The sequence below is a fragment of the Rhizobium sp. TRM96647 genome, from assembly GCF_025780115.1.
In the GTDB taxonomy this organism is placed as follows: Bacteria; Pseudomonadota; Alphaproteobacteria; order Rhizobiales; family Rhizobiaceae; genus Mycoplana.
Genome location: NZ_JAOXHF010000004.1, coordinates 196,566 through 220,027 on the forward strand (window position 1 = coordinate 196,566; position 23,462 = coordinate 220,027).

Sequence of the window (23,462 nt, forward strand, 5' to 3'; positions counted from 1 at the left end):
GCTGTGTCAGGGCCTGTCGACGTGCCCGAGATCGCGCTCGGGCTCGACGATGTCGCGCACCCGCTGCTTCAACTCCTTCGGCCCCGGAAAGCCGCCGTCGCGCTTGCGCTCCCAGATGAGTTCGCCGTCCACGCGGATCTCGAAGTTGCCGCCCGTGCCGGGGATGAGCGCCACCTCGCCGAGCGTGTCGCCGAAGGTCTGCAGAAGTTCCTGCGCCATCCAGCCCGAGCGCAAGAGCCAGTTGCACTGGGTGCAGTAGAGTATCGTGATCCGGGGCTTCTCGCTCATTCCTGCCTTTTCCTTCCTGCCGATGGGGTTTTCGGGCCGACGATTGACCTTTGCGTGGGCGACGTCTGTCCGTTCACGGAAATGTCAGTCGAATTTATCGTGTTTTTGCGTCGTGTCCGCTTGCGCAGGTCAGGATGGCCGAGACATGGATGCACTGCAACATCCTTGGAGCCAACCGCATGTCCGACACCACCACGCATCGCCCCGGCCTCATCCTGCCGTTCCTGCGGCCGCTGTATACCACGCTGAACGAAAGTGCCGAGACCCTGCTGCGCGTTGTCGCGGGCGGGCTTCTCGTCACCCACGGCTACGGCAAGATCATGAACCCCTTCGGCGCCGTCGGAATGGTCGAGGGACTCGGCTTCTACCCCGGCGTCTTCTGGTCGCCGCTCCTGGCCGCGACGGAATTCTTCGGCGGCATCCTGGTTGCGATCGGCCTCTTCACGCGGCCTGCCGCGTTCGCCTCGGCGATCGTGCTGGCGGTGACGATCTATTTCCACGGCATCGTCAAGATGGAGGGCCTCGGCGGCGCCGAGAAGTCCATCCTGTGGACGGCCATCATGCTCTATTTCGCGGTTCGCGGCTCCAACAGCCAGTCCGTCGACGCCCGCATCGGCCGCCAGTTCTGACGTCTCCGGCGTCCGCCTCACGAGCGGGGGCAGGGCGCTGTGGCCAGCTCAGGCCACGTCCCAGTGCAGGGCGAACATCGGGTCGAACACCGTGACGGGGCCCGCCCCCGTCTCGATCTTCGCCGGAAAGCGCACCTCTTCCTCGCGGCGCACCAGCGTGATCGTCTCCGCGTTGACGGGAAGGCCGTACCAGGCCGGGCCGTTCAGCGAGGCGAAGGCCTCGAGCTTGTCCAGTGCGTCCTCGTCCTCGAAGACGTGGGCAAGGCAGCTCATGGTGTTGATCGAGGTGTAGACCCCGGCACAGCCGCAGGCGCATTCCTTCAACGGGTCCACATGCGGGGCGGAATCGGTGCCGAGGAAGAAGCGGGGATCGCCGGAGACGGCGGCGGCGCGGAGCGCCAGCCGGTGATGCTCGCGCTTGGCGACCGGCAGGCAGTAGTAGTGCGGGCGGATGCCGCCGACCAGGATGGCGTTGCGGTTGATGATCAGGTGGTGGGTGGTGATCGAACCGGCAAGGTTGGCCTTCGACGCTTTGATATAGTCGATCCCGTCCTTGGTCGTGACGTGCTCCATCGTCACCTTCAGTTCCGGCAGGCGCTTGCGCAAGGGATCGAGCACCGTCTCGATGAAGACGGCCTCGCGGTCGAAGATGTCGACGTCCGGAGTCGTCACCTCGCCGTGGACGCAGAGCGGCAGGCCGATCCTGGCCATGCGCTCCAGCACCGGCATCGCTTTCTCGATGTCGCGCACGCCGCCGTGCGAATTGGTGGTCGCCCCGGCAGGGTAGAGCTTCACCGCGGTGATGAGCCCGCTTTCCTTGCCGGCCTCGACGTCGTCGGGGCTCGTCTGTTCGGTCAGATACAGCGTCATTAGCGGCTGGAAGCGGTCGCCGGCCGGTAGCGCCGCCATGATCCGTTCGCGATAGGCGCGCGCATCCGCGGTCGTCACCACCGGCGGCACCAGGTTGGGCATGATGATGGCGCGGGCGAAGTGCCGGCTCGTATCGCCGATCACGCCCTCGAGCATCGCGCCGTCGCGCAGGTGCAGGTGCCAGTCGTCGGGACGGCGAAGGGTGATCGTTTGCATGCCTGGGAACTCCGCGGATCGGGGACATCTGTGCCGCGGGAATTATACCCTTGCGCCGTTCGTGGCAAACGCTTTGCCGCCAGAGGCGGGGCCGGCGGCCCGAACCGGCTCGGGCCCGGCGTGCCTGCGCTGGCTTGACCGGGAATGCAGTGAGGGATCAGGAGATTGCAAGCGTGATGTCGGCGGGGCGCCGGTTCTCCAGGATCAGCCGCCCGTTCGGCAGGTCGTTCTCGTAGACCTTGGCATGGGCGGCCTCCTCGCTCAGCCGATAGCCGCGCCAGCGCTCCCAGAGCCGCGCCTCCAGCACCTCGATCGGCGGCGCGAGCATGATCGAATAGTCGAACATGCCCTCCAGTTCCGCCCATTTTCCCTGGCTGAACAGCAGGTAGTTGCCCTCCACGACGATGAAGCGGTGCTCCGGCGAGACCACCCGCGCCGAGGCGATGGCGATCTCCCGCGAGCGGTCGAAGACCGGCACCAGCACCTCCTGGTCGGCGGGGCGGACGGCGCGGACGATGTCGATGAAGCCGCGCGCGTCGAAGGTCTCGGGGATGCCCTTGCGGGCGAGCAGCCCGCGTTCGATCAGGATGGCGTTGTCCATGTGGAAGCCGTCCATGGGCAGCACTTCCGCACTCTCGCCCCGCGCCTTCAGCGCGGCCACCAGATGGTCGGCCATGGTCGACTTGCCGGCACCCGGCGGGCCGGCGATGGCGACGAGGAATCGCCTGGCATTGCCCGCCCGGCGGACGATCTCGCCGGCGATCTCCGGGATTGTCTCGCTCATGCCGCCAGCGCGTCCCGGGGCGGTTCCTTGGCGCCGGTCATGAAGGCGACGGCATCGGACATGGTGTGCTCCTTCGGATCGACCACGCACAGGCGGCGTCCGAGGCGGTGGACGTGGATGCGGTCCGACACTTCGAAGACGTGCGGCATGTTGTGCGAGATCAGAACGATCGGCAGGCCGCGCGAGCGCACGTCGAGGATCAGTTCCAGCACCTTGCGGCTTTCCTTGACCCCAAGCGCCGCGGTCGGCTCGTCGAGGATGATCACCTTGGAGCCGAAGGCGGCCGCCCGCGCCACCGCCACGCCCTGGCGCTGGCCGCCGGAGAGCGTTTCGACCGCCTGGTTGATGTTCTGGATGGTCATCAGGCCGAGTTCGGAAAGCTTGTTGCGCGCGAACTTCTCCATCGCCGAGCGGTCGAGCTTGCGGAAAACGCTGCCCAGCATGCCGGGTTTGCGGATCTCGCGGCCGAGGAACATGTTGTCGGCGATCGACAGCGCCGGCGACAGCGCGAGGTTCTGGTAGACCGTCTCGATGCCGGCGCGGCGGGCCTCGATCGGCGAGCGGAAATGCACGGCCTCGCCCTCGAGCCGGATCTCGCCCTCGTCCGGCGTGACGGCGCCGGAGATCGCCTTGATCAGCGTCGACTTGCCGGCACCGTTGTCGCCGATCACGGCGAGGATCTCGCCGGGGTAGAGGTCGAAGTCGGCATTGTCGAGCGCGGTCACGCGGCCGTAGCGCTTGACGAGACCGCGGGCGGTGAGGATGGGTTCTGCAGCCATCAGCCTGCTACCTTTCTGATCCACTGGTCGACGGCGACCGCCGTGATGATGAGGACGCCGGTGAGGAAGACCTTCCACTGCGGGTCGGCGCCGAGCATGTTCAGCCCCATGGAGACGACGCCGACGATCATGGCGCCGATCAGCGTGCCGAGGATCGAGCCGCGGCCGCCGAAGAGCGAGATGCCGCCGATGACGGCTGCGGTGATGGCCTGCAGATTGTAGTCGGTGACGGCGGCGGACGGGGAGATCGAGCCGTTGCGGCCGATCGAGACCCAGGCCGCGAGCGAGGCGATCATGCCGGCGAGCGTATAGGCGCCGAGCAGCACCCGGTCGACACGGATGCCCGACAGCTTGGCGGCTTCCGGATCGTCGCCGACGGCGTAGAGATGTCGGCCCCAGGCCGTATGGTTCAGCGCATACCAGAGCCCGAGGACGAGCAGCACCATCATGACGACGCCGAGCGTGAAAACGGCCGAGCCGACCTTGAAGCTGATGCCGAACACATGCAGCATCGGCGTCACCGCGGTCACGTCCGCCTCGCGGATCGTCGCATTCGCCGAATAGATGAAGTTCGTCGACATGATCACGTACCATGTCCCAAGCGTGACGATGAAGGGCGGCAGCTTGAGGCGCGCGACGAGGAAGCCGTTGACGAAGCCGCAGGCGCCGCCGACGCCGAAGCCGGCGAGGATGGCGAGCGGCGCGGGCAGGCCGTAGCTGACGGCGAAATTGCCCATCACCACCGCCGAGAACACCATGATGACGCCGATCGAAAGGTCGATGCCGGCGGTCAGGATGACCAGCGTCTGCGCCGCGCCGAGGATGCCGACGATGGCGATCTGCTGCAGGATCAGGGTCAGCGTATAGGACGAGAAGAAGCGGCTGCCGATTGCAAGCCCGAAGATGAGGGTGGCGGCGACCAGCACGATGAAGGGGATCGCTGCCGGCGTCGAGTGCAGGAACTGCTGGATCTTCTGCACCGCCGTCTTGTCGTGGGTATCGAACGACGCGACCTGCGTCGAGCTCTGGGCCAGGACCTTCTCGAATTCCTGCGCCGAATGTGCGGCTGTGGGCTCGCCCATGAACATTCCTCCCGAAAACCCCCGCTCCCGAGGGGTCGTGATCTGTGCCGCGCGCATCACCATAGGCCAGGCGAAGCCCGGTGCCGGAGGGAAGGCTGCGCGGTTTTCGTCGTCTTGTCAAAGACGCGCGCTCAGCTTGATGGGAAGGGCGGCCCCGGCCGCCCTTCACGTGATCGTGCAAGCGAGGGCCGCTCAGCCCCAGCACTTCTCCGTGCCGACCTTGGTGTCGATCGATTCGACGCCTGCGGCCGGTTTGTCGGTGACGAGCGCCACGCCGGTATCGAAGAAGTCCTTGCCTTCCGTCGGCTTCGGCTTCTCGCCGGTGTCGGCAAACTTCTTGATCGCCTCGACGCCGAGTGCGGCCATCATCAGCGGATACTGCTGCGAGGTCGCGCCGATCACGCCTTCGGCGACCGACTTGACGCCCGGGCAACCGCCGTCGACCGAGACGATCAGCACGTCGTTCTCCTTGCCGACGGCCTTGAGCGCCTGATAGGCGCCGACGGCGGCCGGCTCGTTGATGGTGTGGATCACGTTGATGTCCGGATCCTTCTGCAGGAGGTTTTCCATGGCGGTACGACCGCCCTCCTCGTTGCCGTTGGTCACGTCATGGCCGACGATGCGCGGGTCGTCCTCGTCGCCGATCTTGTTCGGATCCTTCGGGTCGATGCCGAAGCCGATCATGAAGCCCTGGTCACGCAGGACGTCGACGGTGGGCTGGGACGGGGTGAGATCGAGGAAGCCGACCTTGGCGTCCTTGGCCTTGTCGCCCATCGTCGCGGCCGCCCACTGGCCGATCAGCTTGCCAGCGAGCAGGTTGTCGGTGGCGAAGGTGGCATCGGCGGCGGTCGCCGGGTCGAGCGGGGTATCGAGCGCGATCACCAGCAGGCCGGCAGCCTGCGCCTTCTTCACCTGATCGACGATCGCCTTCGTATCGGAGGCGGCGATCAGGATGCCCTTCGCGCCGTCGGCGATGCAGGATTCGACCGCGGCCACCTGGCTGTCATGGTCACCGTCGATCTTGCCGGCATAGGCCTTCAGCGTCACGCCCAGTTCCTGGGCCTTGGCCGTGGCGCCTTCCTTCATCTTGACGAAGAAGGGGTTGGTATCGGTCTTGGTGATCAGGCAGGCGGTGACGTCCGCCGCCGCGGCAGGCGTGGAAAAGGCGACGCCAAGCGCAAGTGCGCCGAGAGCGGCGCTCACAATCGTGGTCTTCATGTAATCCTCCCAAGGACAAAACAGGACGGCGCGACGCCATCCGGATGCCGATCCGTGCCGCTCCTCTGCGGCCGTCGATCGCGCTTCCACCGTCAGGGAACCATTGAAGATGGGCTCTGTCAATAAATAAATCGAATTGAATTATTAATTCGATGTGGCATGCTGCGACGAACCAGGGCATAGGCCGCTGCGCGTGAAATCCGCCCGCCAAGGCGGCGCGAAGCATCGGCCGGAAAGAATGAAATGCCCGGTTCGGGAGGAAATGGCATGCCTGAGGAAAGCGTGCCGGCAGCATCGCCGGCGACGATCCTCGATCCGTCCGGCGGGTCGAACCAGGTGCGCGTGCGGGCCTATAACGAGCGGCTCGTCATGTCGCTCGTGCGCCGCCACGGCGAGCTTTCGAAGGCGGAGATCGCCCGGCGCAGCGGCCTTTCCGCCCAGACCGTCACCGTCATCATGCGCGCGCTCGAGGCCGATGGCCTGCTGATGCGCGGCGAACCGACCCGCGGCAGGGTGGGCCAGCCCTCGACGCCGATGCGGCTCAATCCCGATGCGGTCTATTCCTTCGGCGTCAAGATCGGCCGCCGCAGCGCCGAACTCGCGGTCATGGACTTCGTCGGCCGGGTGCGGCTGCAGGTCCGTCGCACCTATGCCTATCCCATGCCGGACGAGGTGCTTGCCTTCATCACGGACGGCATCGCCGAGATGGAGGCGGGACTGGATCCCGGGCAACGTGCCCGCGTGGCCGGCATCGGCATCGCCGCGCCATTCGAATTGTGGAACTGGGCCGAGGAGGTCGGCGCGCCGCAGCGGGACATGGATACCTGGCGCGGCATCGACCTGCAGCGGGAGATCCAGGCGAGGGTGTCGCACCCCGTGTTCCTGCATAACGACGCGACCAGCGCCTGCGCCGCCGAACTCGTGTTCGGCCTCGGCCAGCGCTATCCGGACTTCATCTATTTCTTCATCGGCTCCTTCATCGGCGGCGGCGTCGTGCTCAATTCCGCACTCTTTTCCGGCCGCACCGGCACGGCCGGCGCGATCGGCCCGCTGCCGGTCCAGGGTCGTGACGGCAGGACGGTGCAGCTTCTGAAGATCGCCTCGATCTTCGTTCTGGAGAACCGCTTGCGCGCGGGCGGCATCGATCCCCGGCCGCTCTGGTATTCGCCGGACGAATGGATCGATTTCGGCGCGCCGCTCGAGAGCTGGATCCAGGATACAGCCGCAGCCCTTGCCCAGGCGCTGATCGCGGCCGCTTCGGTGATCGACTTCTCCGCAGCCGTCATCGACGGCGGCTTCCCCGCCTGGGTGCGCGAGCGCATCGTCATGGCGACCCGTGCAGCCCTCGGGGAGCACGACCTGCAGGGCGTGATCATGCCCGAGATCCTGGAAGGGGAGGCGGGAAGCCAGGCGCGCACCATCGGCGCCGCCAGCCTGCCCCTGTTCGCCCGCTACCTGCTCGACCAGAACGTACTGTTCAAGGGGCCCGCCTGAACCAAGCGATGCGAGGCCTGCTTGAACGCCGCGCGGCGGCATGCTTGTCTGGCGCCTGAGATTCGGGAGGCAGCCCCATGCGCGTACTGGTGGTCGAAAACGACAGGCATACCGCCCTCGGACAGATCGAGGCGGCCCTTCTCGAAGCGGGCGCGGAGATCCTCTTCTGTCGGCCGCATGCCGGCGAGCCGCTGCCCGAGGATGAGAACGCCCACGACGCCCTTGTCGTCATGGGCGGGCCGCAATCGGCCGTGGACGACGACAGGCATCCCTACCTGCCGCGCCTTTGTCGCCTCATGCGCCGGTTTGGCGATGCCGGAAAGTCGGTCCTCGGCGTCTGCCTCGGCAGCCAGTTGCTGGCGCGCGGCTATGGCGCGGACAACCTAATCGGGGCGACGCCGGAATTCGGCTGGCAGGATATCCATCCGACGGAACAGGGGCTGGCGGACCCGCTGCTGGCGGCGGCCGGCGGCATCTTTCCGATCTTCCAGTGGCACAGCGATACCTTCACCCTGCCCGAGGGCGCCGTGCACCTGGCGGGCAACGCCGCTGCCCGGAACCAGGCCTTCCGGGTCGGCCGCGCGGCCTATGGCACGCAGTTCCATTTCGAGGTGGACCGGACGGTCGCAGCCTGGTGGCGCGATACCTTTCCCGAGCAGATCGAACGCATGGCCCCCGGCTGGATCGGCCGGTTCGACGAGATCGCAGGCGCGCACGGACCGGCTGCCGATACGGCAGGCCTCGCGATCGCCCGCGCCTGGGTGGCGACGATCGCGGCGGGTTCCGTTGCCGGCAGGAGGAAAGGCGTCAGCGACGCAGCCTGAGCGCTACCCGCCGGCGTGTGTCTCTGCCGTCGCCGGACAGGAGCCGCACCGCGTCAGTTGACGCTGACCGGCTTCGAGCGCATGCGCGACACGGTTTCCCGTTCGGCCCGCTTGCAGCGCATCGGCGGCAGCCCGCGGTCCATCAGGGCCATGTCCTCCAGCACCATGTCGCCCATCTTCTTGAAGGCGCTGTCCAGCGCCCCGGCGCGGTGTGCCGAGCGGACGAAGCCTTTCAGGTGGCGGACCGGATGCTCCACGGCGAGCGGTTCCTCGGGAAAGACGTCGCTTGCCGCCACGATGTGGCCCCGCTCGACCGCCGCCATCAGCGCGTCGAAATCGACGACGTCGGCGCGGCTGAGCAGGATGAAGGCGGCCCCCTTGCGCATCCGCCCGAAGGCGTCGCTGCCGAGGAAACCCCTATTCTCGCTGGTGACGGCGGCCACCACGAAGATGAAGTCGCTTTCGCCGAGCACGCTATCGAGCGAGGCGGGTTCGACACCGGCCTCCTTCAGCATCGACGGCGGCAGCCAGGGATCGAACACGCGGATGCGGGCGCGGAAGCCCGACAGAACCCGGGCGAGCGCCTTGCCGAGGTCGCCGAAGCCGACGATGCCGATATCGGAGCCGGAGAGCAGCCGGGCGCCGGCATTGCCGTCGCCGCCCCAGCGCTCGCGCCCCTCGCGAAAATCGACGTCGGCATCGATGATGCCGCGCGCGAGGTTCAGCGCCATGGCCAGCCCGAGCTCCGCCACGGGCTCGGCGAAGACCTGTCCGGTGGTCACCACATGGATGCCGCGGGCAAACAGGACGTCGTAGGGCATGTTGTTGATCAGGTTGCTCTCGACGTTGAGGATGCAGCGCAGGTTCGCCATCCGGTCCAGCGTCCCGGCCGAAAGCGGCGGCTGGCCGATGATGTAGCGCGCCTGCGAGAGAACGTCGTCGCCGAGACCGGCGATGTCTTCGGGGTCCGCCTCGACGATGCGGTAGGTCTCCTTCAGGCGCTTCAGCGCCTCGGGCGTGAAGATCAGCTCGAGCGTGCGCGGCTCGGGCGCGCTGATGGCAATGGGTCTCGTATCGGTCATGGTCTCCTCCCGGCCGCCCGTTCCCGCACGACGGGTCGGCTTGGGCGGGATTGATACCATGAATTTGAAGCCTTACCAGCCTGCACCGGTACTACCAGCCGAGGCCGCGCAGGTCGCGTTCGCGCGACAGCGGTGGCCGCTCGCTGGAAAAGGTCCTGCCGTTCTGCGTGCAGGTGTAGACCGGGCGGCTGGGCTCACCGAAGCGGCGGGACCGGTTCCTGTTGCTGTCGAAGGTCTGCGTGCACACCACCTCGTCGGCCGCTTCGGCCTCCTTCTGCGTCGTCACGCCGGGCAGGTCGGTGAACGGATAGCGGCGGTCGCTGAAAAGGCCTGCCTGCTGGGCAGCGGCAAGCGACGGCTGCACCGCAAGGAGCAGCGCCAGAATCAGGCCCAGAATCAGTCCCGTCACGCCGGATGTCCGCCGGATCGTCATGTCATTCCGTTCGATTGAGCCGCATTAAGCGTCATTCCGCAGTACCCCGCCACGCAAACATGCGATATAGCGCGTTCACGTTCGATGCACATTCATGTGGGGTGCCCTATGGCCAATGCAATACGATATCACGAGGGCGACATTTCCGCCGCGGATGCTGCGCGCTACGACGGCGCGATCGCGATCGACACCGAGACGCTGGGGCTGATCCCGCGCCGCGACCGCCTGTGCGTCGTCCAGCTCTCGCCGGGCGACGGCACCGCCGACGTCATCAAGATCGCCGCCGGGCAGACGCGCGCGCCCAATCTCGTCGCCATGCTGGGTGATCCTTCGCGCCAGAAGATCTTCCACTACGGCCGGTTCGACATCGCCGTCCTGTTCCACACCTTCGGCGTCACCTGCTCGCCCGTCTTCTGCACCAAGATCGCCTCGCGGCTGACGCGGACCTACACCGATCGCCACGGCCTGAAGGACAATCTGAAGGAACTCCTGGAAGTCGATATCTCCAAGCAGCAGCAGTCCTCCGACTGGGCGGCCGAGACGCTGTCGCCGGCGCAGCTCGAATATGCGGCGTCCGACGTGCTGCACCTGCATGCGCTGCGCGACAAGCTGATGGCGCGCCTCGTCCGTGACGGCCGCCTGCAGCATGCCGAGGCCTGCTTCGCCTTCCTGCCGACCCGCGCCAAGCTCGACCTGCTCGGCTGGGAGGAGACGGACATCTTCGCCCATAGCTGATCGGCGGCCCCGTGCACGCGCGCCCCGAGAAGCAACAGGCGGATGGTTACCTCCGCTTAACCCTGTCTCTCTATCCTCGGCTGTAATTTTCGATCTTGCAGCCAGGATAGCGTCATGCTCCCGTCCCTCCAGCAATCGGCCGGCCAGTTCGCAACGACGCAACTGCGCTCGATGCTCGACGACATCGAGACGCGTCGCCGGGAAGACGACGACAAGGCGAAGGGCCGCGAGCGGGAAGACAAGGTCGTCGGAACCACCCAGGATGCGTCGACGGCCGCTGCCAACGAGAAGATCAACGCCTATTTCTTCGGCGCCCTGAAGATCGATCCCGATCCGTTTGCCACCCTCGTCGCCCGCTTCTCCGATGCGCTGGGCCTCGCCCAGCACGCCGACGAATCGAGCCGCAACTTCGCCCGCAGGCTGAGCGACGCCGTGACCATGCTCGGCTTCGCCAAGGCCGATTCGCGCGGCCAGCCGGTGAAGATCAGCCTCGAGACGCTCGGCGTCGCGGCGAACGACGTCATTGCCGTCCTGCGCGACGGCGTCAACGGTTCGACCGACGCGATGGCCGCCCTTGCCGCGCGCGTGGCCGGAGGCGCCGGGCTGACGGGCGAGGAGGAGGATTTCGAGGCGCGGCTGTCCGCAGCACTGATGGAGACGCGCGCGGCCCTGCCGAAGAGCGTCGCCGCACTGGAAAAGGCCACCGGCCTGACGGAACTTGGCCTGAGCGCACAGGACATGATCGCCGCGATCGCCAACCCCTGGAGCGACGCCGGACTGAAGGTGAAGGACGCGCTTGCCGAAAGGGCCGAGGGCGAGCGGTCGATGACGCGCGAGATGCGCAAGGTCATCCAGCGGCTGGAGGACGTTGCCGACCCGAAGACCCTCGAAGAGCTCCAGGAGGAGCGGACGAAGTCGGAGCCGGGCCGGATCGAGGACGAGGAAACGAAGGCGGAGCGCGAGCAGAAGATCCAGGACCTGAAGGCCTCGGAGAAGCTCGAGGACGTGCAGGACCTGCAGGATGCGGTGAAGGAGCATCTCGACGAGACCGATGAGGCGGCTCCGGGCGAAGAGGCAACGACAGCGGCCGAGGGCAGCCTCGAACTGATCCAGATCCTCGCCGCCGTTCCGTCGGGAAGCGACGGGGTGACGACCGAGCCGTCGTCGGGCGAAGACAACGCCGGTGTCGAACCGGACGCAGCGGGCCAGACGGCCGAAGCCCTGTCCGAGGCCCTGCCCGAAGCGAACCGCGAAGAGATGGCGGCGCAACTGGAAGACTTCGAACGCCAGGAGCGCACAGGTGCGCTCGACCCGATCCTCGTCCTTCCGATCGACGAGATCGGCATCTACGAATTGCTGCGGCGCGAGGCTGCCTGAGCGTCGTCCGCGGCTGTCAGCTTTCAGGTTTCCGAACGATCCCGACCCGCGCCAGCACCTCCCTGGGGATGTCGTAGCGGCGGATGAAGTCGCGCTGGTCGCGCAAGCCGCAGATTTCGCGCTGGATGAAGAAGGCCCAGACCGCGTCCGCGGCCGCATCCAGAAGAGCCTCGCGCTGGTCCCCGCCGCATCCCGCGGCCGTCTTCGCCCGAAGCTGCTCCAGCGCCTTCTCCACCTTCAATCCGTGACGGCCGAGCGCATCGGCGCGTTCCGAGAGCAGCTCGTATTCGAGGACGTTGAAGCCGGTGGCGTGCTGCGGGTCGAAGAATCGGGGCGGACGTACGGACATGATCCATCAACCTTCCGATCGCGGGTTCCGCAATCATCGGCGATCGCCCGACGGCCTGCAAGTCCCCTGCAGTGCAGCATCGCTAACGGATCGTTAACCATGTTCTGTCATTTCTTGTTCATTGATGCGTATCCCGACGCGCGTGCATGGCATTCTGGCCGTCAGCGAAGGACCGGATCTCGTTCCGGCGGACGTGTCGGCCAGCGAGCCAGGATCCGGGGCGAAGCCTCCCTCCGCGCGGAATGCCAGTGGTCAGTCAATCTCTTTGGCGCGCATGATGCCTTGCCAGCCTGAACATGGATCGTTGGAGAGCGGCATCGTGCCGGCCGGACGGCGGCACTGCGAAGATGCCTCATGGAGATGGTGATGCTGCCGCGCCTTGCGACGCCTGTCACAGTCCCGATCCCTTCGCCGCAGGAACCGGCAACCGGGGCCACGCCCGTCGCCGCCCGCCAGCAACTGTCCCCGGAAGCGCTGTCCAACCTGCGCGCCGCCGTCCTCCTGCGCCTGCTGGAGGCGATGATGCGCCAGATCGAGCAGGGTGGAGACAAGGGCAATGCGGCGCGCCAGTTGCTCGAGATCCTCCTGGAGGCGATGAAGGCGCTGCCGCCCCGCGAGGGCGGCGATGGCGATGCGACCCGGCGCCTGGCGCTTCTCATCGCGCGGCTGCCCGCCGAGATGCGGCCCGCGGCCGAGCGGCTGCTGGCCACCGTGCTTGCCACCGCGCCGACCCGGATCCTGATGGAGATCATCCGCAATCCCGCCGGGCCGGATGCCCAGCGCCTGGCGCAGGCCCTGCTTGCCGCCGCCGATATGCCGGGCGGCAAGCCGGACCGCCCGGCGGCGTCGCAGCCGCGGTTCATCCCCGGCGAGGCCCAGCTTGCCGCCGCCGCAGGCAACGACCGCCAGCGGCAGCGGGACGCGGGCATCGACAGCCGCGTGCTGCAGGCGGCCTTGCTCCGGCTCTTCGAGGGCGGTGCGGAGCCTGACCGTTCGGCCCGCACCAGCCCACGATCCGCGCCCGTCCCGACGCCCCCGCAGACACAGCAGCCCGTTGCAGCTTCTGCCGGAAAGGGGGTGGAAGCCGGTGTCGGTTCTGTATCGCTGCCCCAACGCACGAACGAGGCGCCCTTGTTGGCGCGTGCCCCCGCCATGCCCGCGAACATCGAGGCAGGTCGCCTGCCGGCGGGTACACAAGAGCCCGCCGCCCGCCCCGCGCCCCCGGACCGGGGTCTGTCGCCGGTCGCCGACAGGAGCACGGCGGCTCCGGAGGCCGGACGTGCCTCGGCAATCCCGGCAGCCGTGCCGGTCGTTGCTGCCGGTCGTGAGTACGAGGGCGTGTTGCGGATGATCGCCGGTATCGTCGCCGATCTGACCGCCGACGAGGCGCTGGTGCTGCGCCTCCTGCTGCAGGCGCCCCTCCCTAATCTTCCCGAACGCACCTCGCCGGCGGCGTCCATGCCGGACGTGGCCGGGGACGCCGACGATCCGGCTGGCAGGCTGCGGGCCGCAAATGCCATGCCGGAACGTTCCGCCGTCACGATTGGCGGCACCGTGCCAGGCCCCACGACGACCGAGACTGCGAATGCGGCCCGACCTGCTATTGCCCAGCCCCAGGACATCGCCGAGGACGAGGCGCTGGCCGGCCGGCCAGCGGCTGCCGCTGAGGATGCCGATGCGCCGGCGCGCCCGACCGCGCTGCCCCTGCCGCTCCCGTTGCCCGAGCGCGCCGCGCTGCCGCTGTTCCGCGACGGTATTGCCGTCCCCATCGTGCCCTACCTGCCCGCGCAGGACGAGCTGGACCCGAGGGATCCGGCCCGCCGCGAACCGCCCGAAGACGAGGAAGAGACGACGGACACGGCCGGGGAGAACGGGACAGGCGACGAGCGCGACGGTGGCAATGCGGACGGGCAAGTCGAGGGAGAGCCCCCGGAAGAGACCGATACGCCCGAAATGGCAAAGCGGCGGCGCAAGATCGAGGATCTCGTCGGTCCGCCCGATCCCGGCTTCGCCTTCTACCAGAAGCTCGGCGAATACTGGACCTGACCGATCGGGCGGCTGCCCGCGCCGTCGTTCCACAAATCTTGCATGAAAAAAAGCCCGCGGGGATCGCTCCCCGCGGGCTTCGTCACTTGCGTCGCAGACGAACGATTACTCGTTGTTCTGGCGGTTCTTCAGGGCTGCACCCAGGATGTCGCCGAGCGAAGCGCCCGAGTCGGACGAACCGAACTGTGCGACGGCTTCCTTCTCTTCGGCGATTTCCAGCGCCTTGATCGAAAGCTGGATCTTGCGATCCTTCTTGGAGAAGTTCAGCACGCGGGCGTCGACGGTCTGGCCGACCGAGAAACGCTCCGGACGCTGCTCGTCACGGTCGCGCGACAGGTCGGCGCGGCGGATGAACGAAGAGATGTCCTCGTGGTTGACGAGACGGACTTCGATGCCGCCGTCGTTGATCGCGGTGACTTCGCACGAAACGACTGCATTCTTGCGCAGGTCGCCGGAAGCGGCAGCTTCGCCGACCGCATCACGGCCGAGCTGCTTGATGCCGAGCGAGATGCGCTCCTTGTCGACGTCCACATCGAGAACGACAGCCTTGACGACGTCGCCCTTGTTGAACTCCTCGATGACCTGCTCGCCCGGACGGTTCCAGTCGAGGTCGGAGAGGTGGACCATGCCGTCCACGTCGCCTTCGAGGCCGATGAACAGGCCGAATTCGGTCTTGTTCTTGACTTCGCCTTCAACCTCGGTGCCAGCCGGATGGCTGTGCGCGAAGGCTTCCCACGGGTTCTCGAGCGTCTGCTTGAGGCCGAGCGAGATGCGGCGCTTGGTCGGGTCGACTTCGAGAACGACGACGTCGACTTCCTGGCTCGTGGACAGGATCTTGCCGGGGTGTACGTTCTTCTTGGTCCAGGACATCTCGGAGATGTGGATCAGGCCTTCGATGCCCGGCTCCAGCTCGACGAACGCACCGTAGTCGGTGATGTTCGTGACGGTACCGGAGATCTTCTTGCCGACCGGGTACTTCGTGCCGATGCCATCCCACGGATCGCTCTCGAGCTGCTTCATGCCGAGCGAGATGCGGTGGGTTTCCTGGTTGATGCGGATGATCTGAACCTTGACCTGCTGGCCGATGGACAGGATCTCCGACGGATGGTTGACGCGGCGCCAGGCCATGTCGGTGACGTGCAGCAGGCCGTCGATGCCGCCGAGGTCGACGAACGCACCGTAATCGGTGATGTTCTTGACGACGCCGTCGACAACCTGGCCTTCTTCGAGGTTCTGAACGATTTCAGAACGCTGCTCGGCGCGCGATTCTTCAAGAACCGTACGGCGCGAAACGACGATGTTGCCGCGACGCTTGTCCATCTTGAGGATTTCGAAGGGCTGCGGGTTGTGCATGAGCGGCGTGACGTCGCGGATCGGACGGATGTCGACCTGCGAACGCGGCAGGAAGGCGACGGCGCCGTCGAGATCGACGGTGAAGCCACCCTTGACCTGGTTGAAGATGACGCCTTCGACGCGCTCGCCGGCTTCGAACTTGACTTCGAGCTTGGCCCAGCTCTCTTCGCGGCGAGCCTTCTCGCGCGACAGGACGGCTTCGCCGAGAGCGTTTTCGATGCGCTCGACATAGACTTCGACTTCGTCGCCGACCTTCAGCGTGCCGTCCTTGGACTTGGCGCCGAATTCCTTGAGCGCGATGCGCCCTTCGACCTTGAGACCGACGTCGACGATGGCGACGTCCTTCTCGATGGCGGTGATGATGCCCTTGGCGACATAGCCTTCGGCCAGGTCGTTGGTGGCGAAGGATTCCTGCAGCAGGGCTGCGAAATCGTCGCGCGTGGGATTAGCTTGGGACATGGAAACTCCTGGTGTGCCGGAAAAGGCACGGGCGCCGGGGGTTAGCGTTGACAATGAGCGAGGCACGTCCGCTTCCATGATCGGAAGCAAAACCGGCGCGGGGACGGCTGTCGCTCTAGTGCTTCAGGGCAGCGTCGATGATGGATTTCGCCGCCGAAAACGCGGCTTCTATACTCATTTCGGACGTATCAAGCAAGTGCGCGTTTTCCGCCGGTCGTAGGGGACTGTCCATCCTGCCCATGTCGCGCTCGTCGCGGCGGCGCACGTCCTCGAAGACCGCGTCGTACTCCACGGCCCCGCCTCTGGCGATGATCTCGTCATAGCGGCGTCTGGCGCGGATGTCCGCCGACGCCGTCACGTAGAGCTTCACGGTCGCATCCGGGCAGACGACGGTGCCGATATCGCGGCCGTCGAGGACTGTTCCCGGCTCGCGCGCGGCGAATTCCCGTTGCGCTTCGACCAGCGCACGCCGGACCGCTGGCATGACGGCGATCTTCGAGGCGGCCTCGCCGATCCCGTGCGCCGACAGGACCGCGCGGTCGAGCCCGGAAAGGTCCAGGTTCCGTGCGACGTCGGCGGCGACCGCCTCGTCGTCGAGCGGCAGTCCGCGATCCAGAAGCGCCTTGGCGGTTGCGCGATAGGTCAGGCCGGTGTCGAGATGATGGTACCCGTACGCCTCGGCAATCTGGCGCGACAACGTGCCCTTGCCGGCAGCCGCTGGACCGTCGATGGCAATGGTCGTCATTTCGCATCCTTGCGTCATATCCGCGTCACGAAGCGTGTTAGCGGAAAACAGTACGTGATGCCAAGGGGCGGTTGGCCTTTGATTGCCGCAGATGCCCCTAACTTTCCGTGAGGCGACCTGGTTCGGCGTCAAGGTCAGGCGTTCCGGAGATACACGGCGCCTGGCGTTCGCTCGCTCCTTACGTCTCGTCGCTTTCGATCTTCGCCCCGAGCCCCGTCATCAGTCCCATGAATTCGGGGAAGCTGGTCGCGATCATCGTCGCGTCGTCGACCGTGACCGGGTGCTCGGCGACGAGCCCCATGACGAGGAAGCTCATGGCGATGCGATGGTCGAGATGGGTGGCGACGGCGGCGCCTGCGGCATTGCCGAGCCCCTTGCCGTCCGGGCGGCCGCGGACGACGAGCGAGGTCTCGCCCTCGTCGCAGTCGACCCCGTTCAGTTTCAGCCCATCGGCGACGGCCGAGAGCCGGTCGCTCTCCTTCACCCGCAGTTCCTCCAGCCCGTTCATGACGGTCGCGCCCTCGGCAAAGGAAGCTGCGACGGCCAGGACCGGATATTCGTCGATCATCGACGGCGCACGCTCTTCCGGCACGGTGACGCCCTTCAGCTCCGAATGGCGCACGCGCAGGTCGGCCACGTCCTCGCCGCCGGCGAGCCGCGCGTTGAGGACCTCGATATTGGCGCCCATCTCCTGCAGCGTCAGGATCAGGCCCGTGCGCGTCGGGTTCATCAGCACGTTCAGGATGGTAACGTCGGAGCCTGGCACCAGCAGCGCGGCGACCAGCGGGAAGGCGGTGGAGGAGGGGTCGCCCGGAACGTCGATCACCTGGCCGGTCAGCTTGCCCTGGCCTTCGAGCCGGATCGTGCGGACCCCGTCGGCATCGGTCTCGACCGTGAGGTTCGCCCCGAAGCCCTGCAGCATCTTTTCCGTATGGTCGCGCGTCATGATCGGTTCGATCACGGTGGTGATGCCGGGCGTATTCAACCCGGCGAGCAGCACGGCCGACTTGACCTGGGCGGACGCCATCGGCACGCGGTAGGTGATCGGCGTGGGCGTCGTCGGCCCGCGCAGCGTCACCGGCAGCCGGTCGCCTTCTTCGGCCTTCACCTGCACGCCCATCTCGCGCAGCGGATTGAGCACGCGGCCCATCGGCCGCTTGGTCAGCGAGGCGTCGCCGATGAAGGTGCTGTCGAAATCGTAGACGCCCACGAGGCCCATCGTCAGCCGGCAGCCGGTGCCGGCATTGCCGAAGTCCAGCGGCGCCTGCGGCGCCAGCAATGCGCCGTTGCCGACGCCGTCGATGATCCAGGTGTCGCCATCCTTGCGGATCTTCGCGCCCATGGCCTGCATGGCCTTGCCGGTGTTGATCACGTCCTCGCCTTCGAGCAGGCCCGTGATCCGCGTCTCGCCGCTGGCAAGGCCGCCGAACATGAAGGAACGGTGGGAAATGGACTTGTCGCCGGGGATGCGCACGGTACCGGAGAGGCCTTGCGACTTGCGTGCGGTTGCGGGCTTTGCCTGGGCGCCATGCGACATGGAGCGGGTTCCTTCATAGAGAGCGTGTCTTGGCGGCCGGCCGCCGGCCAGCCCGCAAGCGTTTGCGTCCTGGGCGCCGTCCTTTCGCCGGAAGTTCTGCGGGGTGCTATCACAAAGCATCCCGAGCGTCATCCACCCGCCGGCGAAAATCCCCTCGTCCGGCGCTGCGGCCGCAACGGACGCAAAACGCTGCAAAGTTAGGCTTTGACAGCGGCGGGCAAGATGATTAAGGGGACCGGCTAATTCTTATTCCCGACCATCCGCCGGTTATCCGGCTTCGCCGGAAAAATTCGGCCATTCAAGAGGCTTTGACTGTGGCAAAACCGGAACTTGGAACCAAGCGCATCGACCCGGAGACGGGTCGTAAGTTCTACGACCTGAACCGCGACCCGATCGTATCGCCCTATACGGGCAAGTCCTATCCGCTCTCCTTCTTCGAGGAAACCTCGGCTGCGGCCGTCATGGAAAAGGACGAGGACGAAGAGGTCAACGAGGTCGATACCGAGAACACGGAAGTCGAGCTGGTTTCGCTGGAGGATGCCGACGACGAAGCATCGGGCGGCGACGACCTGCCGGATCTGGGCGACGACGACGTCGAGATCGGCGATGACGACGACGACACCTTCCTCGAACAGGACGAGGACGACGACAACGACGACATGACCGGCATCATCGGCGTCACCGGCGACGACGAGGAAGTCTAAACTGATGATTTTCCGGCCGAATTCAAAAAGTTCGGCCGGAACGGATTTTTCGGCTTGCCATCTCCCGAAACCGGAAGTATGAAGCCGCACCGCCCGGGGAAACCCCGGTTCGGTATCCCGGAACCGGCCACGCCGGACCCTTGATGGGGCTATAGCTCAGCTGGGAGAGCGCTTGCATGGCATGCAAGAGGTCAGCGGTTCGATCCCGCTTAGCTCCACCAAAATTTCCTCATGATCAGGCAAGAAATGTAGCCACGGTATATCATTACCGTTGGCCGTGACGCATACCGGCGTCGCCGGGCGCCGTAGCCCGGAGACGCCAGCTTTGCTGAAACTCAAGCGTCTGCGAGCGGGCGCCGCTGCGAGAAGTAGGACGGGCCGAACTGCATCTCGGGATCGGCCGGATCGTATATGGCGAACAGCCTGCGGCCCTTCGAAGCGGAGAAGGGCTCCTTGACGATCTGGCTGTAGTTCGGCTTGCGGCCGAACCATGCGGTCAGCTTCTCGAGGTCGACGGGGTCGTGGACATGGCCGTTCGTCTTCCCCTTGGGCCACTTGTATGGCACCGACACGACCAACAGCTTGCCGAGTTCGAGCAGGCGCTGTGCGAACGGCCCGGCTGCAGGCACATGCTCCATGACCTGCATACAGGTGCAGATATCGAATTTCTCGGGGAACGTCAGTTTGTGGATATCGCCCTTGATGCCTTCGACGGTGGCGGACCGGTAAGGTGTGCGAATGTCGACCGATACCCGCTTTCCGATCCAGTCGAACCATTCGAGATAGGGGGCGTTTCCCGACCCGATATCGATCATGCTCCCGGCATCCTTGCCCACGCAGCGAATGATCATCCTGAAGTACTGGTAGTACAACAGGTCGCTGCGTCCCGCCCAGTACTTGCCATCCGCATAGCTCATTCCATGTCTCCCCGTGTCCCCTGGCTGAGGACGTTTTCCTGACGTGGCCCCGTCCGATTCGAATCGGACCGGGACGCACGACGATTTCCTCTGGATATGGCGAAGGCCGCATCATGCGGCCCGCGATTTCGACGGACCGCAGCCGGCGATCAGCTTCCAGCCCGGACCTCTGCGCCGATAGAGTGCTCGCGTTGGTTGGTGGATGTCAGTGCGTTCAGCCGGTCGATGAAACCCATCTGGTCGCAGTGCCGCAACACGAATTCGCGCCCCTTTTGGGCCTGGGCCCGGTAGGCGGCCTCATCGTTCCAGAAGCGTTGGACGGTCTCCCGCACCTGGTGCGGTTCGCAGTATACGGCCGCGTCTGCGAACGTCTCACGGAACTGCGGCGGCAGGATCGTCACCTTTCCGGCGGCCATTCCCTCCATGGGCGCACGCCCGAACTCCTCGATATAGAGTTCATGCGGAAAATGGATGAAGAAGTCGAGGCTCTCCAGGAAAGCTCTTACCGGGATCGCATCGAAGTGCATGACCTCCCAGTTCTGTGGCGAAAAGCCGAGCATGCCCCTGGCATGCTTCGCCCCGCCCTGGAATTTCAGATCGACATCCATGTCGACGCAGTAGGCAGCCTTCAGCGCCTCGACCGTGCTGGGCCATTTCGTATAGGCATCCCTGCCGTGCCGACCGAGGACCGGGCGGCGATCTCCGCCGCCGCGCCACGCGATCGGGGTCGAGCACCAGACGCTCGTGTCGACCATCGGGTGCCACGGGTCGCCATAGGGTTCCGGGTAGCTCGGGTCTTCCTGCATCAGCCGTTTCACCCAGTGGGATATCGGTATCCAGGTACCCGACGTTCCAAACAGTTCGACCAGGTGCTGCCGGATGACTTCCGGTTCGTACTGGCGGTCCGAGCCGTCCACCAGCCGCGTCGCGAACTGGTTGATCAGGACGATCACATTGTCGGTCTCGATCTTCGGGAACCGGTCGGGCATGTTCTGCAGGACGGCAGGATAGCCGACGAGCACGCTCTTGGTCCTGACTTCGTCCCCGGGTGTCAGGATCGAGATGCCGTATTTCAGGCAGGCGTCGTAGAACACGGGGTTGAGCGGAGACTCCACATTGAGTTCATACTTGCGCCAGTGAACCGCCGCGATCTTCAGCCCCGCCCGGGCGGCCGCGGCAATGTAGTTCATCGTCGAGACGAAGGCGCCGCCCTTCAACACGAAGTCGCAGATGACGACGAGATCGAACGTCCGGTCACCGTCCACGGCGCGTCGGTTGCCGAGCGGGACCGGGAAGCGTCCATTGGTGCGGGGGAGGTGCGGATCGCCGCCCTGCTGCAGGCTCAGGTGCCAGTTCCGGTAGGAGTCCCGATACTGGCCACGAACGCCGTGATAGAGCGACCGCATATGGGTCGCCTTGGAACGGGTCAGGGAATCCTCGCGGGCCAGCGAGAAGGACAGGATGTTGTTGTGCTTCACCTTGCAGATCGAGTCTTCGCCATAGACGGCCAGGATACGCGCCCTGAACTCGGCATCGCCGGTAACCTTCACCTCGTCCCAGCCGCGAAGGCGGTCGAAGACGTCGCGGCGCATCATCAGCGACGAGAAATTCATGTCCAGCAGGCTCTTCTTCGGAATCCAGGAGCCGACCACGCCGAGGTCGTCGTCGACCCGCAGCCAATGGGACAGGACGGCCACGCATTGCGGACTTGCCGCAAGTTCGTTGACCTGCCGCTCGATCTTCTCCGGATGTGACCAGTCGTCACTGTCGCACACCGTGATGAAATCGCCGGAGGCAACCTCCACCCCGTCGTTTCGTGCCGGATAGGCGCCGCCGTTGACGGTACGCCGCACCAGCCGGACGCGCGGATCGGCGGCAGCAAAATTCTCCACCAGCGCGCAGGTGCCGTCCGTGCTGCAGTCGTCGACCACGATGATCTCGATATTCCGCCACGTCTGGGCCGCGAGGCTTTCCAGAACCATCGTCAACGTCTTCTCCGCATTGAAGGCGGGGACGATGACGGAAACCTTCGATGTCTGGGCGGCCATGCTCGCAGGCGCATGGGAGACGATGTTCCAGATGCTGAGCGGCCTGGCGGGATCGGCGAGTTCGATGGGCGACATGCCGGATGGCGCCATGGCGCGGTTCAGCCCATCCAGATAGATTCGGTCGCTGTCCGGGACAGGGCGGCCGTCCAGGCGCGCCCTGCGGCGGGCGATGTCGGCCCGCATCACCGAATAGTCGATGAACTCGTTGACTTTTGATTGGATGTGGCCAAGCACGGCTTCCGCCTCGGCCACGCGGCCGGCCTGCGCCAGGCACATCAGCTGGCAGAGACGCTTTTCGCGAATGTTGTCGCGATGCAGCTTGATGCTGCGCTCCATCAGGTCCGCCGCATTGCCGAAATCCCCGTCGACGAAGGCCCAGCGCGCCAGCGCATGCGCTGCGGCCGACCGGTCCTTCGCGGCGAGCCTGTTGTCCTCCATGCACTGCAAGAGTTCGGCACGGGCATATTTCGCAAATCCGCCCCACATCTTGGCGTCGAGGTCGCCGATGTCGCGATGGAGTTCGTCGGAGCGCTTGTGTTTGGTGCCGCCCGCCTTGAAGTCGGCATAGGTGCGCTGCAGGGTCAGCGGCAGCTTGAGCATGGCCGGCAGCGAGCGGGCGGCGACGATGTCCGCCCCGATACGGTAGGCCAGCTGCCGCTGGATCTGCCGGATGGCATCGTTGGAGAGATTCTTGGCGCGATCTGCCTGGTCGGCGCGCTCCAGCAGCAGACCGTTGTCCCTCTGCAGCGTCGCGATCTGCTGCTCCAGGCCCTCGACGGTGTCGCACAGGATCTGTGCACTATCCACGCCGGCAGGGCTGGACGTCGTATCGCTGTCCGGATTCCGCTGTCTCCTGGTCAGGTCGGTCCTGTATTCCCTGTAGGCGCGACGCAGCGAGATGGGCAGGCCGACAAGGCGGGAGACCGAGCGCGTGGCTGCAATGACTTCGGTCCCGAGCCGATAGGCGAGCTGCTCCCGCTGGCGATCGATGGCGGCAGCCGCGCTGCGCATGGCGCGTTCGGAAGCCTCCACGCGCTGGCGAAGGGAGACGTTCAGCGCCAGCAGCGATCGTACCTGTTCTTCTAGGGCCGAGGTGTCGGCGACAGCCTCCCTGGTCGGCAGCGGGGCTTTCGGAACGTCAGGCACACGATCATCGTACTGCATCTGCTGCTTGCCTGTCATGCATGCCTCTTGTGTTTGGCGAAGACTCGTTGCAACAATCGGGACGGCATGATCGCCCAAAAGTTGTGGTGCCTCGCCGAATAGCGCCACATGCATAGTGGAGGCCCTGGTCTAAGTCAAAATCCACGGGGTCGCCTTGTGCCATTTTTTAACGAATTTCGGCGATGGATTTGGCCTTGAAGGCGACTTGTGCCGCGCTGTGACCCGGGCGCTCGATGCTGGGCTCGTTCGTGCATGTCTCACTCGGAGGGGCAAGCGGCAAAAATATGGCGATCCTTCGCGATTGCCTGCCGCGTTCTTCTGCTTCAAAC

The 23,462-nt window shown here is 65.9% G+C and carries 21 protein-coding genes and 1 tRNA gene; 8 read left to right on the forward strand and 14 right to left on the reverse strand.

Annotated features, from left to right (window positions below; translation table 11 throughout):
- Positions 1-6: 6 nt before the first annotated feature.
- The gene (locus tag OCK02_RS09475) at positions 7-288 is read right to left on the reverse strand and encodes a SelT/SelW/SelH family protein (protein ID WP_263812839.1); all 282 of its coding nucleotides are present in this window, start codon (positions 286-288) and stop codon (positions 7-9) included.
- A gap of 179 nt (positions 289-467) precedes the next feature.
- On the opposite strand from OCK02_RS09475, the gene OCK02_RS09480 reads away from it, so the two are divergent.
- Positions 468-917, forward strand: a complete 450-nt coding sequence (locus OCK02_RS09480; protein ID WP_263812840.1) for a DoxX family protein — start codon at positions 468-470, stop codon at positions 915-917.
- A 48-nt stretch (positions 918-965) separates the two neighbouring features.
- On the opposite strand, the gene pyrC is transcribed toward OCK02_RS09480, so the two are convergent.
- The 5 genes from pyrC to OCK02_RS09505 form a co-directional block, all read right to left on the reverse strand.
- A complete protein-coding gene (gene pyrC / locus OCK02_RS09485; protein WP_263812841.1) occupies positions 966-2,003 on the reverse strand; it encodes a dihydroorotase in 1,038 nt (345 codons plus the stop codon).
- 157 nt (positions 2,004-2,160) lie between these two features.
- A complete protein-coding gene (locus OCK02_RS09490; RefSeq protein WP_263812842.1) occupies positions 2,161-2,787 on the reverse strand; it encodes a nucleoside triphosphate hydrolase in 627 nt (208 codons plus the stop codon).
- Complete coding sequence (locus OCK02_RS09495; protein WP_263812843.1) at positions 2,784-3,566, reverse strand: ATP-binding cassette domain-containing protein; 783 nt, start codon at positions 3,564-3,566, stop codon at positions 2,784-2,786. Before OCK02_RS09495 ends, OCK02_RS09490 begins: the two co-directional genes overlap by 4 nt.
- Positions 3,566-4,648: an ABC transporter permease gene (locus OCK02_RS09500; protein WP_263812844.1), complete on the reverse strand. Its 1,083-nt coding sequence runs from the start codon at positions 4,646-4,648 to the stop codon at positions 3,566-3,568. Before OCK02_RS09500 ends, OCK02_RS09495 begins: the two co-directional genes overlap by 1 nt.
- Positions 4,649-4,840: 192 nt before the next feature.
- The gene (locus OCK02_RS09505) at positions 4,841-5,866 is read right to left on the reverse strand and encodes a sugar ABC transporter substrate-binding protein (RefSeq protein WP_263812845.1); all 1,026 of its coding nucleotides are present in this window, start codon (positions 5,864-5,866) and stop codon (positions 4,841-4,843) included.
- Positions 5,867-6,133: 267 nt separating this feature from the next.
- On the opposite strand from OCK02_RS09505, the gene OCK02_RS09510 reads away from it, so the two are divergent.
- Together OCK02_RS09510 and OCK02_RS09515 are read left to right on the forward strand one after the other, a co-directional pair.
- Positions 6,134-7,360 carry an ROK family transcriptional regulator gene (locus tag OCK02_RS09510; RefSeq protein WP_263812846.1) on the forward strand — a complete coding sequence of 409 codons (1,227 nt, stop codon included), beginning with the start codon at positions 6,134-6,136 and terminating at the stop codon, positions 7,358-7,360.
- A 77-nt stretch (positions 7,361-7,437) separates the two neighbouring features.
- A complete protein-coding gene (locus tag OCK02_RS09515; protein WP_263812847.1) occupies positions 7,438-8,184 on the forward strand; it encodes a type 1 glutamine amidotransferase in 747 nt (248 codons plus the stop codon).
- Between the two features lie 53 nt (positions 8,185-8,237).
- On the opposite strand, the gene OCK02_RS09520 is transcribed toward OCK02_RS09515, so the two are convergent.
- Both OCK02_RS09520 and OCK02_RS09525 read right to left on the reverse strand, forming a co-directional pair.
- Positions 8,238-9,266 carry a hydroxyacid dehydrogenase gene (locus OCK02_RS09520; RefSeq protein ID WP_263812848.1) on the reverse strand — a complete coding sequence of 343 codons (1,029 nt, stop codon included), beginning with the start codon at positions 9,264-9,266 and terminating at the stop codon, positions 8,238-8,240.
- 91 nt (positions 9,267-9,357) lie between these two features.
- Positions 9,358-9,675 (reverse strand): hypothetical protein, encoded by a 318-nt coding sequence (locus OCK02_RS09525; RefSeq protein WP_263812849.1) that lies wholly within the window; start codon positions 9,673-9,675, stop codon positions 9,358-9,360.
- A gap of 132 nt (positions 9,676-9,807) precedes the next feature.
- On the opposite strand from OCK02_RS09525, the gene OCK02_RS09530 reads away from it, so the two are divergent.
- Both OCK02_RS09530 and OCK02_RS09535 read left to right on the forward strand, forming a co-directional pair.
- Positions 9,808-10,434 (forward strand): ribonuclease D, encoded by a 627-nt coding sequence (locus OCK02_RS09530; RefSeq protein ID WP_230807773.1) that lies wholly within the window; start codon positions 9,808-9,810, stop codon positions 10,432-10,434.
- A gap of 114 nt (positions 10,435-10,548) precedes the next feature.
- On the forward strand, positions 10,549-11,811 hold the full coding sequence (locus tag OCK02_RS09535; RefSeq protein WP_263812850.1) for a hypothetical protein: 1,263 nt from the start codon (positions 10,549-10,551) through the stop codon (positions 11,809-11,811).
- Between the two features lie 16 nt (positions 11,812-11,827).
- On the opposite strand, the gene OCK02_RS09540 is transcribed toward OCK02_RS09535, so the two are convergent.
- Positions 11,828-12,160 carry a DUF6665 family protein gene (locus OCK02_RS09540; RefSeq protein WP_263812851.1) on the reverse strand — a complete coding sequence of 111 codons (333 nt, stop codon included), beginning with the start codon at positions 12,158-12,160 and terminating at the stop codon, positions 11,828-11,830.
- Positions 12,161-12,514: 354 nt separating this feature from the next.
- On the opposite strand from OCK02_RS09540, the gene OCK02_RS09545 reads away from it, so the two are divergent.
- Positions 12,515-14,206, forward strand: coding sequence for a hypothetical protein (locus OCK02_RS09545; RefSeq protein ID WP_263812852.1), 1,692 nt, complete (start codon positions 12,515-12,517; stop codon positions 14,204-14,206).
- A 105-nt stretch (positions 14,207-14,311) separates the two neighbouring features.
- On the opposite strand, the gene rpsA is transcribed toward OCK02_RS09545, so the two are convergent.
- From rpsA to aroA, 3 genes are all read right to left on the reverse strand, one after another.
- A complete protein-coding gene (gene rpsA, locus OCK02_RS09550; RefSeq protein ID WP_263812853.1) occupies positions 14,312-16,018 on the reverse strand; it encodes a 30S ribosomal protein S1 in 1,707 nt (568 codons plus the stop codon).
- A 115-nt stretch (positions 16,019-16,133) separates the two neighbouring features.
- Complete coding sequence (gene cmk / locus OCK02_RS09555; protein WP_263812854.1) at positions 16,134-16,763, reverse strand: (d)CMP kinase; 630 nt, start codon at positions 16,761-16,763, stop codon at positions 16,134-16,136.
- Positions 16,764-16,941: 178 nt separating this feature from the next.
- Positions 16,942-18,300 carry a 3-phosphoshikimate 1-carboxyvinyltransferase gene (aroA, locus tag OCK02_RS09560; protein ID WP_263812855.1) on the reverse strand — a complete coding sequence of 453 codons (1,359 nt, stop codon included), beginning with the start codon at positions 18,298-18,300 and terminating at the stop codon, positions 16,942-16,944.
- 314 nt (positions 18,301-18,614) lie between these two features.
- On the opposite strand from aroA, the gene OCK02_RS09565 reads away from it, so the two are divergent.
- The gene (locus OCK02_RS09565; RefSeq protein WP_112600103.1) at positions 18,615-19,004 is read left to right on the forward strand and encodes a TIGR02300 family protein; all 390 of its coding nucleotides are present in this window, start codon (positions 18,615-18,617) and stop codon (positions 19,002-19,004) included.
- Positions 19,005-19,149: 145 nt separating this feature from the next.
- A tRNA-Ala gene (locus OCK02_RS09570) sits at positions 19,150-19,225 on the forward strand.
- A 114-nt stretch (positions 19,226-19,339) separates the two neighbouring features.
- On the opposite strand, the gene OCK02_RS09575 is transcribed toward OCK02_RS09570, so the two are convergent.
- Both OCK02_RS09575 and OCK02_RS09580 read right to left on the reverse strand, forming a co-directional pair.
- Positions 19,340-19,921, reverse strand: a complete 582-nt coding sequence (locus OCK02_RS09575; protein ID WP_263812856.1) for a class I SAM-dependent methyltransferase — start codon at positions 19,919-19,921, stop codon at positions 19,340-19,342.
- A gap of 149 nt (positions 19,922-20,070) precedes the next feature.
- On the reverse strand, positions 20,071-23,151 hold the full coding sequence (locus tag OCK02_RS09580; RefSeq protein WP_263812857.1) for a glycosyltransferase: 3,081 nt from the start codon (positions 23,149-23,151) through the stop codon (positions 20,071-20,073).
- Positions 23,152-23,462 lie beyond the last annotated feature (311 nt).